The following is a 15,071-nucleotide window of genomic DNA, read 5'->3' on the forward strand; positions in this document are numbered from 1 at the left end:
CGGATATGGGTCGCGGGCGCGATGTCCGGGCGCTGCGCCAGCGGGTGGAGACGCTGCAGGGCCGTAGCGCGCGCTCGCCGATCGGCGCGTGGTTCCGCGAAGTCGACCGGGTGCTGCTGCTGATCGCGATGGTACTGATCGCCATCGGCCTCGTCGCGGTCGCCGCCGCGTCGCCCGCATCCGCCGTGCGCTATTCGGGTGGTGACGTCACCGTCCCGCCGATGATGTATTTCTGGCGACAGGCCGGGTGGATCGCACTCTCCTTCCCGGTGATGATCGTCGTGTCGATGCTGCCGGTCACGCTGGCGCGGCGGCTGTGCCTGCTCGGCGCGGGCGTCCTGGTTCTTGCGCTGATGGTCACCCCGTTCGTCGGCGTGGAGGCAAACGGCGCGCGGCGCTGGATCAACCTCGGGGTCGGGCAGTTCCAGCCGTCCGAGTTCCTGAAACCCATGTTCATCGTGACGACCGCATGGCTGTTGTCGCTACGCGCGAAGGACCCGCAGCTGCCGATGCTGTGGGTCACCGGCGCGCTGACCGCGGTCATTGCCGGCTGCCTGATGCTCCAGCCCGATTTCGGGCAGACGGTGATCTTCTGCGGCGTGTGGGCGGCGTTGCTCATCATCTCCGGCATTCCGGTCCGCACCATGGCGATGCTCGGCGCCGCCGGCATTGGCATGGTCGCGGCCGCCTACACCTTCTACGGCACCGCCCGCGTCCGCATCGACGGCTTCCTGTTCCCCGATCCCGAAAGCGCGGCGACCGACAGCTATCAGGTCGACATGGCGCATGCCGTGCTGACCGCGGGTGGGGTAATCGGCACCGGCCCGGGCGGCGGGCGCGTGAAGTTCAAGCTACCCGAGGCACATACCGACTATATCTTTGCGGTGGTCGGCGAAGAGTTCGGCCTGATCGCCTGCGCGATCATCGCGATCATCTTCCTCGCGATTGTCGTGCGCGTCTTCGTCCGCCTGCTCGACGAAGAGGATGCGTTCAAGCTGCTCGCCGCCGCCGGCCTTGCGGTCCAGTTCGGGGCGCAGGCGCTCATCAACATGGCGGTCAATGTCGGCATCGCCCCGTCCAAGGGGATGACGCTGCCGTTCATCTCGTACGGCGGGTCGTCGATGATCGCCTTGTCGATCGGCATGGGACTGCTGCTCGCTTTCACACGCCGGAACCCGTATCTGAGCCGCTCACCTTACGGCCCACAGCGCTGGAGCGGAGCGAAATGAGCAAGCATTATGTCCTGGCCGCCGGGGGCACCGGGGGACATATGGTCCCGGCCGCGGCGCTGGCGACCGAACTGACCCGGCGCGGCCACCGCGTCGCGCTGGTCAGCGACGAACGCGGCGTGCGCTTTCCCGACCTGTTCGATGGCATCCAGACCCATGTCCTGCCGGCCGGACGCCTGTCGGGCGGTCCGATCGGCTGGGCGAAGGCCGCGCGGCAGATGCTGGCCGGCCGGTCGATGGCGATCGAGCTGTACAAGACTTTCCGCCCCTCCGCCGTGATCGGCTTCGGCGGCTATCCAGCGCTCCCTGCACTGCTGGCGGCCTTCGCGCAGAAGGTGCCGACGATCATCCATGAACAAAATGCCGTGCTGGGCCGGGTCAACCGGCTGGTCGCGGGCAGCGTGCATGGCATCGCCACCAGCTACGAACGGGTCGACCGTCTTAAGGACAGCCACGTCCCCAAGACCCATCTGGTCGGCAATCCGGTGCGAGAGAGCGTCCTCGCCCTGCGCGAACGTCCCTATCCGGCGCTGGATGAGGACGGCATCTTCCGCGTGCTGGTCACCGGCGGCAGCCAGGGGGCGAGCATTTTGAGCCAGGTCGTCCCCGACGGCCTCGCGCTGCTGCCCGTTGCGTTCCGCCGCCGGATGCAGGTGACGCATCAGGCGCGGATCGAGGATATCGACGCCGTGCGCGCCAAATACGCCGAACACGGCATCCCCGCCGAAATCGCGACCTATCTCCCCGATCTGCCCGACCGGCTGGCATGGAGCCATGTCGTGATCGCCCGGGCGGGGGCGTCGACCATCGCAGAACTGACAGCCGCCGGCCGTCCCGCGATCCTCGTGCCGCTGCCCGGTGCGACCGACGATCACCAGACCGCCAATTGCCGCGAAATCGTGGGCGCCGGCGGCGCGCGGTCGATCCAGCAGACGCAATTCACTGCGACCGAACTCGCCAAGCAGATTCAGAAGCTCGGCCTCGACCCCGCAGCGCTCGCCAATGCGGCGGCGCGCGCGCGCAGCTGCGGCCGGCCGTTCGCCGTCCGCGACCTCGCCGACCTGGTCGAGAGCGTCGACGCACCCAAGGCGAAAGTGGGCAAGATCACCCCCGCCAAACGACAGAAGGAAGCATTTGCGTGAAGGGCGTCGCGACCGACATCGGCACGATCCATTTCGTCGGCATCGGCGGCATCGGCATGTCGGGCATTGCCGAGGTGATGCATAATCTCGGCTATAAGGTGCAGGGATCGGACGTGGCCGAGGGCTATGTCGTCGACGGCCTGCGCGCGCGCGGCATCGACGTGCATATCGGCCACAAGGCGGAGAATGTGGAGGGCGTGGCGGTCGTTGTCACCTCGACCGCGATCAAGCCCGGCAATCCCGAACGTGACCATGCGCTGGCCAAGCGCATCCCGGTGGTCCGCCGCGCCGAAATGCTGGCCGAACTGATGCGGCTGAAATCGACCGTCGCGGTCGCGGGGACGCATGGTAAGACCACCACGACCTCGCTGATCGCCGCGCTGCTCGATGCCGGCGGCGTCGACCCCACCGTCATCAACGGCGGCATCATCAACAGCTACGGCTCGAACGCCCGGCTGGGCGCGTCCGACTGGATGGTGGTCGAGGCGGACGAGAGCGACGGCAGCTTCCTGCGCCTCGACGGCACGATCGCGGTCGTCACCAACATCGACCCCGAACATCTCGACCATTATGGCAGCTTCGACCGGGCGAAGGACGCCTATGTCGAATTCATCGAGAACGTACCCTTCTACGGCGCGGCGGTGCTGTGCCTCGACCATCCCGAAGTGCAGGCGCTGATCCCACGCATCCGCGACCGCCGCATCGTCACCTATGGCTTTGCTGCGCAGGCCGACGTGCGCGGGGTCGAGGTGACGGCGGGCCGCGACGGCAACCGCTTCGACTGCGTGGTCCGCGACCGTGACGGCCAGACCCGGACGATCGAGGGCATCCAGCTGCCGATGGCCGGTCGCCACAATGTCCAGAACGCGCTGGCAGCGATCGCGGTCGCGGTCGAGCTGGGCCTCGACGACGCGACCATCGCGCAGGGCTTTGCCAAGTTCGGGGGCGTGAAGCGCCGCTTCACCCGCGTCGGCGAAGTCGCCGGCATGACCGTCATCGACGATTACGGCCACCATCCGGTCGAAATCCGCGCCGTCCTGTCCGCCGCACGCGAAGCGACCGGCGGCCGGGTGATCGCCGTGGTCCAGCCGCATCGCTACTCGCGGCTCGGCGCGCTGATGGACGAGTTCGCACAGGCGTTCAACGATGCCGACGCGGTCCATGTCCTTCCCGTCTATGCCGCCGGCGAAGCGCCGGTCGAGGGCGTCAGTGCCGAGGCGCTGGTCGACGGCATCCGCCTGCGCGGCCACCGCTCGGCACAGGTCGCTGCGGACAAGGATGCTCTTGCCGCCGCGCTGGCCGCTGAGGGCCAAAACGGCGACCTGATCGTCTGCCTCGGCGCCGGTGACATTACCAAGATCGCTGCCGGCCTGCCCGCTGCGATTCAGGAGCGGCTCGCATGAGCGACTGGTTCTCGACCGCGATCGAGATGCAGCGCGAAATCCTGCGCGCGCAACAGGCGCAGCTCGACGCCGCCAAGAAGCTGCTCGACACTGCCGAGACGCGCGACATGGCGGAGGTCGGCAAGCAGATCGCCGATGCACAGGCCGAAGCCTGGACCGCATGGGCGCGCTTCTGGGGCAGCGGAAAATGACCCTTCCGCCGGTCCGTGGCAAGCTGACCGCGAACGCCCCGCTCGCGCCCCTCGTCTGGTTCAAGGCGGGCGGCGCGGCTGAGTGGCTGTTCGAACCGGCCGACACGGACGATCTCTGCAATTTCCTCCGGGCGCTCGACCCGTCGGTGCCGGTGATGGGGCTGGGCCTCGGTTCCAACCTGATCGTCCGCGATGGCGGCGTGCCCGGTGTCGTCGTCCGCCTCGGCAAACCGTTCGCCAAGGTTGCGGCGGACGGGCTGACGCTGACCTGCGGTGGCGGGGCGAGCGGCATTCTCGTCTCCTCGACCGCGCGCGATGCCGGGATCGCCGGGGTCGAGTTCCTGCGTTCGATCCCCGGAACGGTCGGTGGTTTCGTGCGGATGAACGGCGGCGCCTATGGCCGCGAGGTAGCCGACGTGCTGGTCGAGGCGCAGGTCGTTACCCGCGACGGCACGCTGACGACGTTTTCGAACGCCGACGTCAACTACCGCTACCGCCATAGCGACCTGCCCGAAGGCGCGATCGTCGTGTCCGCGACCTTTCGCGGCGAGACGGGCGATCCGGCCTCGATCCAGGCCGAAATGGACCGCATCGCGGCGGCCCGCGAAGCCTCGCAACCGCTCCGCAGCAAGACCGGCGGTTCCACCTTCAAGAACCCGGACGGGCGCAAGGCGTGGGCGCTCGTCGACGCCGCTGGCTGTCGGGGCTTGCGCAAGGGCGACGCGCAGGTATCGGAAAAACACTGCAATTTCCTGCTCAACACCGGCAACGCCACCAGCGCCGATATCGAGGCATTGGGCGAGGAAGTCCGCGGGAAGGTGCTGGCGCAATCGGGCGTAACGCTGGAATGGGAAATCCAGCGGGTAGGGCGGGCGTGATGGCCCCGCACTCAACCTCCCCGTTCGGTTCGAGCAGCTTCGAGCGCAGTCGAGAAGCGTCCGTCGAGAACGCCCGTGCCACAACCACCGCCTTCTCGACTTCGGGTCTCGACAGGCTCGACCCTGCGCTCGAAGCAAACGGAACTTGCAACATAACGAAGGAACCGACCGCGTGACCGACCCCCTCAACATCGTCGTCCTCATGGGCGGCTGGTCGTCGGAACGCGAAGTCTCGCTCATGTCCGGCGCCGGCGTCGCGACTGCGCTGGAGTCGCTCGGCCATAAGGTCACCCGCATCGACATGGACCGGAACATCGCTGCCCGCCTGACCGAAGCGAAGCCCGACCTCGTCTTCAACGCGCTCCATGGCTCACCCGGCGAGGACGGCACGGTGCAGGGCATGATGGACCTGATGGGGCTGCGCTACACTCATAGCGGCCTAGCGACCTCGGTCATCGCAATCGACAAGGTGCTGACCAAGCACGCGCTCGTGCCCGCGGGCGTCCCGATGCCCGGCGGGCGCATCGTCAGGACCGAGGAACTGTTCGAACGCGACCCGCTCCCACGCCCCTATGTCCTGAAGCCGGTGAGCGAAGGCTCCTCGGTCGGCGTCGCCATCGTCACCGACGACAGCAATTACGGCAATCCGATCGCGCAAGCCTCGAAGGGTCCGTGGCAGGAATTCGACGAACTCCTTGCCGAACCCTTCATCCGTGGCCGCGAACTGACCACCGCCGTGCTCGGCGACCGCGCGCTGGGCGTGACCGAACTGAAGCCCAAGAGCGGTTTCTACGATTACGACAGCAAGTACACCGACGGCCTGACCGAACATGTCTGCCCCGCCGACATTCCCGACGACATCGCGCAGGCGTGCATGGCCTATGCCGTCACTGCCCACCGCGTGCTGGGCTGCAAGGGCGCCTCGCGCACCGATTTCCGCTGGGACGACGAACGCGGCATCGACGGCCTCTTCGTGCTCGAAACCAATACCCAGCCGGGCATGACCCCGCTAAGCCTCGTCCCCGAACAGGCGCGCCATGTCGGCATGAGCTACGAAGCCCTTGTAGGCTGGATCGTGGAAGAGGCGATGCGATGACCCAGACCGGCAAGCGCGTCGTCCAGACCCGCACCGTCAAGCCCAAGCGCCGCGTGCAGGCCAAGCGCCCGGTGCGCGCCTCGGTCCTCGATCAGGCGGTCGCCGCGCTTCCCGGCGGGGCGGCGACGGCGCGTCGCATCGTCGGCTGGAGCCTCACCGCCGGCGCCGGCGCGATTGCCCTCGCGCTTGCCAACTGGTTCGGCCTGTTCGGCGCGATCGGCGTTGCCGCGGCAGAAGCGGTCGGTGCGGCGGGCTTTCGCGTCGAACAGATCGAGGTGACCGGCCTCAAGCGGATGGACGCGACCTCGGTTTATGCTGTCGCGCTCGACCAGCGCTCGCGGGCAATGCCGCTGGTCGATCTCGACGCCACGCGGCAGAAATTGCTCGATTATGGCTGGATCGCCGATGCCCGCGTCTCGCGCCGGCTGCCCGATACGCTGGTCGTCGATGTGGTCGAACGCGACCCCGCCGCCGTGTGGCAGAACAAGGGCCAACTGATGCTGATCGATGAGGGCGGCGTGCTCCTCGACGGCGTACAGCCCAACAAGATGCCGCGCCTGCCGCTGGTCATCGGCGACGGCGCCAATGCGCAGGAACCGGCCTATCGCAAGCTGATGGCCGCAGCACCCGCCCTCAAGCCCGTCGTGAAGGCGGCGGTGTGGGTCGGCAATCGCCGCTGGGACATTCTTTTCCAGACCGGCGAGCGGCTGGTCCTGCCCGAAGGCGACAAGGAATCGGCCCGCGCGCTGGTGAAGTTCGCGCAACTCGACGGGACGCTCGGCCTGCTGGGCAAGGGCTATGACCGGTTCGACCTGCGCGACCCGACCAAGCTGGTCGTGCGGATGAAGCATGCGACACCGGATAACGGTGACGACGGCACTGAACAGGGCAATGCCGCGTCGATCGCGAAACCGGTCGAAGGCGACTGACAGGGGGCAGGACCATGGCGAAGGTAGCACCGGAAGGGATCATCACCGCGCTCGACATCGGCACGTCGAAGGTGTCCGCGCTGATCGCGAAGCCGGGTGAGGGCGGCGAACTGACCGTGCTCGGCACCGGCCAGCGCGAAAGCCGTGGCGTCAAGCGCGGCTATATCGCCGATATGAAGGCGACCGAGACGGCGGTCCGCGAAGCGGTCGAACAGGCCGAACGTATCGCCGGCTTCAATATCGAGGATGTGTGGGTCAGCTTCTCGGCCGGCGGCCTCGTGTCCGATATCGTCAAATTGGAAGTGGACCTCGGTGGCCACCGCGTCGAACAGTCGGATATCGACGCGCTGTTGAAGGCCGGTCGCAACGCGATCGATCCGGGCCAGCGCATGGTGCTGCATGCCCAGCCGATGCGCTATACGCTCGATGGCCTTGGCGGGGTGAAGGAGCCGAAGGGGCTGCACGCCGACCGGCTGGGCGTCGAGATCCATGTCGTCGCCACCGAAGGATCGCCGGTCCGCAACCTCGACCTGTGCGTCCGCTCGGCGCATCTCGAAACCAAGTCGATCGTCGCGGCGCCGGTCGCAACCGGGCTGGCCTGCCTGTCCGAAGAGGAGCGTGAACTGGGCGTCGCGCTGGTCGAAATCGGCGCGGGCATCACCAACGTCTCGGTGTTCGCCAACGGCGTCCTGACCGGCCTCGCCTCGATCGCGATGGGCGCCAGCGACATCACCGACGACGTCGCCTCCGCCTTCGGCACCAACCGGGCGCAGGCCGAACGGCTGAAATGCTTCTACGGTTCGGCCAACATGTCCCCGCGCGACAATCACGACATGATCGACGTCGCACCCGTGCGCGCCGACGAGGATGCGGAGGGCACGCGCATCACCCGCGCACAGCTCATCACCACGATCCGCCAGCGGCTGGAACGGCTGGTCGCCGAAATCTCGAAGGAACTGCGCCGCCTGAACTTCGACGATCCGGTCGGGCGACAGGTCGTACTGACCGGCGGCGGGGCGGAGCTGAAGGGCATCGCCGATTATGCGCAACAGGCGCTGGGTCGCCCGGTCCGGGTCGGCCGTGCGCGGGGCCTCGCCGCGCTGCCCGATGCGCATTCGGGCCCCGGATTCGCGACGCTCGCCGGCCTCGCCATGTTCGCCGCGTCGAACCCGGTCGACCTGCGCGCGTTGCAGCCGACCCAGCAAATGGTGTCGCGCCCCAGTACGGGGGCGCTGTTCCAGCGTCTGTTGACCGCATTCCGCGCCAACTATTGACGATTTATTACCATCAGGCCGGGTGGAGGGGCTAGGATCGTCCTTCGGCTTGATGCACAACCGCCTATCGAATTACGCGCCCGGTGCCGGCCGGGACAGGGAGACCGAGTATGAGCATCGAATTTCTGGCACCCGACGTCGACGAACTGACCCCGCGCATCACCGTGATCGGCGTCGGCGGGGCCGGCGGCAACGCGATCGCGAACATGATCCGTGCCGAGGTGCAGGGGGTCGAGTTCCTCGTCGCCAACACCGACGCGCAGGCGCTGAAGCAGTCGGAAGCGCCGCAGCGTATTCAGCTGGGTGCGAAGATCACGCAAGGGCTGGGCGCCGGCAGCCGTCCCGAAATCGGACGTGCGGCGGCCGAGGAAACGATCGAGCAGGTGCAGAAGTCGCTTGAGGGCGCGCACATGTGCTTCATCGCCGCCGGCATGGGCGGCGGCACCGGCACCGGCGCCGCTCCCGTGATCGCCAAGGCCGCGCGCGAGATGGGCATCCTGACCGTCGGCGTCGTGACCCGTCCCTTCGCATTCGAGGGCAAGCGCCGCGCGAAGTCGGCCGAGGCCGGCATCGAGGAACTTCAGAAGTACGTCGACACGCTGATCGTCATCCCGAACCAGAACCTGTTCTTGATCGCGAACGCCAACACGACCTTCAAGCAAGCCTTTGAAATGGCGGACGAAGTGTTGCAGCAGGGCGTGCGCGGCATCACCGACCTGATGGTCATGCCCGGCCTGATCAACCTCGACTTCGCCGACGTGCGGTCGGTGATGCAGGAAATGGGCAAGGCGATGATGGGCACCGGCGAGGCCGAAGGTGACAACCGCGCGATCGAGGCGGCGCAGCAGGCGATCGCCAACCCGCTGCTCGACGGCGTGTCGCTGAACGGTGCCAAGGGCGTGATCGTGTCGATCACCGGCGGCGACGACATGCGCCTGCTCGAAGTCGACGAAGCCGCGAACCACATCCGCGAACTGGTCGACGACGACGCCAACATCATCTGGGGTTCGGCGTTCAACACCGAACTGGAAGGCAAGATCCGCGTCTCGGTCGTCGCGACCGGCATCGAGGACGAAGCCCCGTCACAGGCCCAGCCGGCTCCGGCCCAGGCCGAACCGACCCGCGCCTTCTCGTTCAACGCGCCGCGCCGGCCGGCCGCGCCGACCGCTCACGCCGCCGCCCCGGTCGCGCCGAGCGGTGCCGCCGCCGAACATCTGGAAGAAGCGCCGGCGCCTGCGCCGATGGATCGTTTCCCGCAGGGCATCAGCCAGCCGTCGGTGTCGGAACGCGTCGTGCCGCACTCGGCCTATGACACGCCCGCCACGGCGGCGCAGGACGAGGACGAACTGGTGCTGGGCGCCGAACAGGCCGCAGCCCCGATGCCCGCGCCGACCCCGGCGAGCGACTTCGGTACCTCGTCGAACGACGGCCGCCGCCGCTGGCTGACCCCGGACGCTCCGGCCGAAGCCCCACGCGAGGAAGCGGCCCCGGCGCGCAAGCCCGGCGGCACGCTGTTCGAACGCATGGCCAATGCCGGCCGCGCACCCGCCCGCGGCACCGACGATGCCAAGGAACCGCTGGACATCCCGCGCTTCCTGCACCGCCAGAACAACCAGTAACACTTTCGGCGATGCCGCCACGTGCAACGTTCCACGTGGCGGCTCGCTTCGCGCTGGCCGTTCAGATAGTCGGCTTCTCGGCTGGAGCCTTCAACCACGCTCGCGATTTCCTGACCCGCGGTTGGCGTCCGTATCGCTGGGCGCCGATGCCGGCGTTCGAAATTTACTGGTCGGCGCTGCTGTTCCTCGACCTTGCCGTGGTCGTGCTATTGTCCACCGGACGCATACGCCCGGGCCTGCTCCTCGCCGTCGCGATCATGGTCAGCGACGTGGCCATCAATATCGCCGCGACCCGGATGGCGGGTGCTGCCGGCTTCGGTTCAGCGCTGCTCTGGCAGTCGGTATTCCTTGGGTTCGTCGTCGGATCGGTCGGGCTTCTCTGGATCGCAGCGCGACCTGTCGTCGATCACTGACGGCGTCACCGGTCGTTCGCTGAGCGAACCATTTCCTACAGTGCCTGACCGTGCCATAGTGCGGCTCGACGCTTCTTGACTTCGCTGCCGCCTGTATTGGCCTGACCCTGCCGCGCATTCGGTCGCTCGAGCGAATGTAACAAATGATGCCGTAACGCCCCGGCATGGACGACGCGCAAAACGCGCACGAGTGTGAACTTAGTGAACTTTGGACCCGGCCGGCTCGCTTCATCGTCACCACCACTCACTTCGTCGCCGCGACGACACCTGAACATTCCCCGTTCAGCCGCTACATGGTTAAGCGGACCGGCCCATGACCCAGTTCAACCCGCTCCGCGTCGCGCTTCTGCTCGCCACCGCCGCGCCTCTGCCCGTGCTGGCGCAGCCCGGTGCGATCGTCCAGCCGCTGACCCCCAATGCCGACCGGCTGTCGGAACAGATGCGCATCCTCGGTCGCAGCCCGAACGACGTCTCGGCGCTGATCGAGGCGGGGCGGCTATCGGGCAAACTGGGCGATACCGACGCGGCGATGCAGTTCCTTGCGCGTGCCGAAAAGGTCGCGCCCAACGACCCCCGCATCCGCGCCGCGCGCGGCATTTCGCTGGTGGCGATGGAGCGTCCGGGCGAGGCGCTGGCGATGTTCGCCTCCGCCGAGCGGGCCGGAGTGTCGATGACGCCCTACCTCGCCGAGCGCGGTCTGGCCTATGACCTGCTCGGTCGCGGTTCGCTCGCGCAGGCCGACTATCGACAGGCGTTGCGGGCCGGCGAGGACGATGAACTCACCCGCCGCCTTGCCCTGTCGCTCGGCATCGACGGCAACCTCGCCGAATCGACCGCGGTGCTGAACCCGCTGCTGCAAAAGGGCGACCGTGCCGCCTGGCGGGTGCGGGCCTTCGTCCTCGCCATGTCGGGCGATGCGGCCGGCGCGGACAAGATCACCGCCAGCATGCTGCCGGGCTTCTCGGCCAGCCTCTCGCCCTTCTTCCGCCGCCTGCCACAGCTGGCCGGCGCGGACCGGGCGTTCGCCGTCCATTACGGTCGTCTCGCGCCCAGCCCGGAACGGCTGGCCGACGCCCGGCTAGCCCCGCCGCTGCCCGCGCCGGTCCGAACCGCGCCGGTCGCGCTCGCGTCCGCTACCCCCGCAGCGCCGGTCGCCACGACGGCGCGCACCGTCACGCGCGCGCCTACCATGGCCGAACGCCGGGCCGAGCGGCAGCGGCAGGCACAGGCGGCGCAACAGGCCCAGGCCGATGCCGCCCGCCGCGCCGCCGACGTCCAGGCGCAACAGCTCGCCCAGGCCCGTGCCGACGAAGCCGCCCGCCGCGCTGCGCTGGCCCAGCGGCAGCAGGTCGCCGCGCAACAGGCCGAACAGGCGCGCATCGCCGAAGCGACCCGGGTCGAGGCACAGCGCGTCGCCGCACGTCAGGCTGAGGAACGCCGCCTCGCTGCCGAAGCGCTCGCTGCCCGCGACCGCGCCGAACAGGCTGCCCGTCCGCCGGTCCAGGTCGCATCCGCCCCGGTTCCGGTGACCATCGTCGATCGCCCGGCGGAACCCGCCCCGACACCGCCCGCCGCCGCTCCGGTGGAAGTCGCCAGCGTTGCCCCGCCGGCCGCAGCCCCCGCCGTCTCCAGCGCCGCCGCTACGGTCGCGGCTCGCACGCCGTCGAACGACGACGTGCTCGCCCGCATCATCCGCAACCTCGATATCCCGGCGTCCGAACTGGGCGTCGGCCCGCCGCCGGCGCCGGTCGCGGCTCCGGCCAGCAGCGCCGCCCTAGCCGCCGACGCGGAGACCGCGCGCCGTGCCGCCGAGGCGCGTGAAGCCACCGCCCGCGCCGCCGAAGCCGCCGAGGCGAAGAAGCTCGCCGCCGCGCGTGCCGCCACCGCCAAGAAGGCAGCCGAAGCCAAGCGGATCGCCGATGAGAAGAAGGCCGCCGCCGCCGAAGCCGCGCGCGAGGCGCAGGCCAAGCGCGCCGATCCCGAACGCCACTGGGTACAGGTCGCCGGTGGCGCCAATGTCGCCGGCCTGCCCGCCGCATGGGGCATCATGGCCGGCAAGGCGCCGGCGCTGAAGGGTCGGCAGGCATGGACCACGCCGCTGCGCGCCACCAACCGCCTTCTGACCGGGCCGTTCAAGAGCGATGCGGAGGCGCAGGACTTCGTCAACACGCTGCGCAAATCGGGGGTGCAGGCCTTCACCTTCACCAGCGAGGCGGGGCAGAAGGTCGCGCGGGTCCCGGTCAAGTGAGGGCATCCTATGCCGCCGACCCGCAGGCGCATGGCGGGCGGCTCCACCCCGAACCGGGCGATGCGACTCGCGGCCCGCGCGACGCGTTCCAGCGCGACCGCGACCGGATTATCCATTCGATCAGCTTCCGGCGTCTCCGCCACAAGACGCAGGTGTTCATGGCGCCCGATGGCGACCATTTCCGCGTCCGGCTGACCCACAGCCTTGAGGTCGCGCAGATCGGCCGTGCCGTCGCCCGCACGCTCGGCCTGAACGAGGATCTGACCGAGGCCTTGTGCCTCGCCCACGATATCGGCCACCCACCGTTCGGCCATGCCGGGGAGGACGCGCTGGAGGCGGCGATGGCGACCCATGGCGGTTTCGACCATAATGGTCAGACGTTGCGCACGCTGACCTGGCTCGACAGCCCCTATCCGCGCTGGCGGGGGCTGAACCTGACCTGGGACACGCTGGAGGGGCTGGCGAAGCATAACGGCCCGATCCCGACCCCCGGCTGGGCGTTGGCCGAAGCCGACGCGGCACACGGCCTGCGCCTGAACGAATGGCCGTCGCTGGAGGCGCAGATCGCGGCGATCGCCGACGATATCGCCTATGACAATCACGACATCGACGATGGTCTCCGCGCCGGGCTGCTGACGCTCGACCAGTTGTTGGAGGTGCCGTTCGTCGCCGCCGGATGGGATGCCGTCCGCGCCCGCTTTCCGGACGTGCCAGCGGCGCGGCTGGTCGGTGAACTCACCCGCTCGCAGATCGGATCGATGGTCAACGACCTTATCGCCGAGACGAAGCGTCGCGTGGGCGTCGCGGGCGTCGAAACCGTCGCCGACGTCCGCGCGGCGGGCCAGTGCCTCGCCCATTTCTCGCCCGAGATGGCGGAAGCCGAGCGGACGCTGAAGCGCTTCATGTACGCCAATCTCTACCACCACCCGCGTCAGCTGGCGGCGGCGGCGATGGCGGAAACGGTCGTTGCCGGCCTGTTCGCGGCCTATCATGCCGATCCGTCGGCGATGCACGATGGCTGGCGCGAGACGCTGCCGGAGGCGGAGCCGGAGCGCAGTCGCCACATCGCCGACTATATCGCCGGCATGACCGACCGGTTCGCGGTGCGCAGCTATCGGCAGGTCGTCGGCCCGATCGACCTGCCCGACGGATTCTGACGCCGCTGGCATAACTCTGCGACAAGTCGGGCGCTGACTGGTGCCTCGAGATGGGCAGCGGAGTCGTGGGCGATGGCGCTTGCGGAGATTGCATGGAACCGGTTCGGGCTGGGCGCGCGCGGCGATGCGGTGCCGCCGGCCGATCCGAGACGCTGGCTGGTCGACCAGTTCGATCGCTGGAACCCGCGCCCGCCCGCGCTGGGCGGCATCGCGACGAGCGGCGTGGCGGGGCAGGCGGTCGCGCAGGCCCGCAGCGAACTGCGCATGGTCCGGCAGGAACGCCGGGCGGCCATGACCGACGCCGCCGCCATGCCGATGGCGGCCGACCCGCCCGACATTTGCGCGGCGCAGATCCGGCGCGGCGTCCGCCAATTCTACCTCGATGGCGTTGCCGCCCGGACCGCGGCTGCGGTGGCCAGCGACACGCCCTTCGTCGAACGCCTCACCCATTTCTGGTCGAACCATTTCGCGGTATCGGCGGACAAGCTGGAGGTGACCGGCCTTGCCGCCGCCTTCGAATTCGACGCGATCCGCCCGCATGTCCTGGGGCGTTTCCACGACCTGCTGCTGGCGGTCGAGCATCATCCGGCGATGCTGCTATACCTTGATCAGGCGCAGTCGGTCGGTCCCGACAGCCCGTTCGGCCAGCGGCGGATGGGCGGCCGCGCCGGGCTGAACGAAAATCTGGCGCGCGAGATACTGGAGCTGCACACGCTGGGCGTCCGGACCGGCTATGCGCAGGCCGACGTCACCGAACTGGCGCGTGCGCTCACCGGCTGGACCGTGGCCGGGCTGGGACGGGGCGGGCCGCGGATCGTGCCGCGCCAGCCGGGCGAGGCGGTGTTCGCCCCGGCGCTGCACCAGCCGGGCGGGCGTCAGATTCTCGGCAAGCGCTATGCCGAAGGCGGGGCAGGGCAGTCGGCCGCGGTGCTCGCCGATTTGGCGGTCCATCCCGCGACCGCGAAGCACATCGCGACGAAACTGGTCCGCCACTTCATTGCCGACGATCCGCCGCCTGCCGCCGTCGCGCGGGTCGAACAGGCATTCCTGTCGTCGCGTGGTGACCTGCCGACCGTCTACCGCGCGCTGGTCGCCGCCCCTGAAGGTTGGACGACGGCCCCGGCCAAGTTCCGTACCCCATGGGAATGGACCGTCGCCACCCTCCGCGCCATCGATGCGCCCGCTACGGAAGGACGGGGGCTGGTCAATCTCTTCGCGCAACTCGGCCAGCCGATCTGGCGGCCGGGGCAGCCGATCGGGTTCGACGACATCGCCGCCAGCTGGGCCGGACCGGACGCGCTGATGCGCCGGGTCGAGGCGGCGGAACGTCTCGTCGGCCGCTTGCGCGAACCGCCCGATCCGCGCGCACTGGCGACGCGGCTGTTTCCCGACAGTCTCGCATCCGCAACTGCCGCCGCCATCGCTCGCGCCGAAAGCCCGGCACAGGGCCTCGCGCTGTTGTTCGTCGCGCCCCAGTTCCTGCGGAGATAAG

The 15,071-nt window shown here is 68.9% G+C and carries 13 protein-coding genes; all 13 read left to right on the forward strand.

Annotation, left to right across the window (positions count from 1 at the left end; genetic code table 11):
• Positions 1-5: 5 nt before the first annotated feature.
• Positions 6-1,229: an FtsW/RodA/SpoVE family cell cycle protein gene (locus tag PPZ50_RS08785; protein WP_198158476.1), complete on the forward strand. Its 1,224-nt coding sequence runs from the start codon at positions 6-8 to the stop codon at positions 1,227-1,229.
• The gene (murG, locus tag PPZ50_RS08790; protein WP_066686988.1) at positions 1,226-2,371 is read left to right on the forward strand and encodes an undecaprenyldiphospho-muramoylpentapeptide beta-N-acetylglucosaminyltransferase; all 1,146 of its coding nucleotides are present in this window, start codon (positions 1,226-1,228) and stop codon (positions 2,369-2,371) included. Before PPZ50_RS08785 ends, murG begins: the two co-directional genes overlap by 4 nt.
• Positions 2,368-3,774, forward strand: coding sequence for a UDP-N-acetylmuramate--L-alanine ligase (murC, locus tag PPZ50_RS08795; RefSeq protein WP_066686990.1), 1,407 nt, complete (start codon positions 2,368-2,370; stop codon positions 3,772-3,774). Before murG ends, murC begins: the two co-directional genes overlap by 4 nt.
• Positions 3,771-3,965, forward strand: a complete 195-nt coding sequence (locus PPZ50_RS08800; protein WP_066686993.1) for a hypothetical protein — start codon at positions 3,771-3,773, stop codon at positions 3,963-3,965. The genes murC and PPZ50_RS08800 overlap by 4 nt, the downstream gene beginning before the upstream one ends.
• Positions 3,962-4,843 carry a UDP-N-acetylmuramate dehydrogenase gene (gene murB, locus PPZ50_RS08805; RefSeq protein ID WP_126012323.1) on the forward strand — a complete coding sequence of 294 codons (882 nt, stop codon included), beginning with the start codon at positions 3,962-3,964 and terminating at the stop codon, positions 4,841-4,843. Before PPZ50_RS08800 ends, murB begins: the two co-directional genes overlap by 4 nt.
• A gap of 202 nt (positions 4,844-5,045) precedes the next feature.
• Complete coding sequence (locus PPZ50_RS08810) at positions 5,046-5,939, forward strand: D-alanine--D-alanine ligase (RefSeq protein WP_066688031.1); 894 nt, start codon at positions 5,046-5,048, stop codon at positions 5,937-5,939.
• Entirely contained in the window at positions 5,936-6,868 is a 933-nt protein-coding gene (locus PPZ50_RS08815; RefSeq protein WP_066686997.1) for a cell division protein FtsQ/DivIB, read from the forward strand. The genes PPZ50_RS08810 and PPZ50_RS08815 overlap by 4 nt, the downstream gene beginning before the upstream one ends.
• A 14-nt stretch (positions 6,869-6,882) precedes the next feature.
• Entirely contained in the window at positions 6,883-8,142 is a 1,260-nt protein-coding gene (ftsA, locus tag PPZ50_RS08820; protein ID WP_066686999.1) for a cell division protein FtsA, read from the forward strand.
• A gap of 110 nt (positions 8,143-8,252) precedes the next feature.
• On the forward strand, positions 8,253-9,761 hold the full coding sequence (gene ftsZ / locus PPZ50_RS08825; protein ID WP_066687005.1) for a cell division protein FtsZ: 1,509 nt from the start codon (positions 8,253-8,255) through the stop codon (positions 9,759-9,761).
• 35 nt (positions 9,762-9,796) lie between these two features.
• On the forward strand, positions 9,797-10,174 hold the full coding sequence (locus tag PPZ50_RS08830; RefSeq protein WP_066687007.1) for a hypothetical protein: 378 nt from the start codon (positions 9,797-9,799) through the stop codon (positions 10,172-10,174).
• Between the two features lie 313 nt (positions 10,175-10,487).
• Positions 10,488-12,422 (forward strand): SPOR domain-containing protein, encoded by a 1,935-nt coding sequence (locus tag PPZ50_RS08835; protein ID WP_066687010.1) that lies wholly within the window; start codon positions 10,488-10,490, stop codon positions 12,420-12,422.
• Complete coding sequence (locus PPZ50_RS08840; RefSeq protein WP_066687013.1) at positions 12,419-13,579, forward strand: deoxyguanosinetriphosphate triphosphohydrolase; 1,161 nt, start codon at positions 12,419-12,421, stop codon at positions 13,577-13,579. The genes PPZ50_RS08835 and PPZ50_RS08840 overlap by 4 nt, the downstream gene beginning before the upstream one ends.
• 72 nt (positions 13,580-13,651) lie before the next feature.
• A complete protein-coding gene (locus PPZ50_RS08845) occupies positions 13,652-15,070 on the forward strand; it encodes a DUF1800 domain-containing protein (RefSeq protein WP_066687016.1) in 1,419 nt (472 codons plus the stop codon).
• The last annotated feature ends 1 nt before the right edge of the window (position 15,071 follow it).

Source organism: Sphingomonas hankookensis (assembly GCF_028551275.1).
In the GTDB taxonomy this organism is placed as follows: Bacteria; Pseudomonadota; Alphaproteobacteria; order Sphingomonadales; family Sphingomonadaceae; genus Sphingomonas; species Sphingomonas hankookensis_A.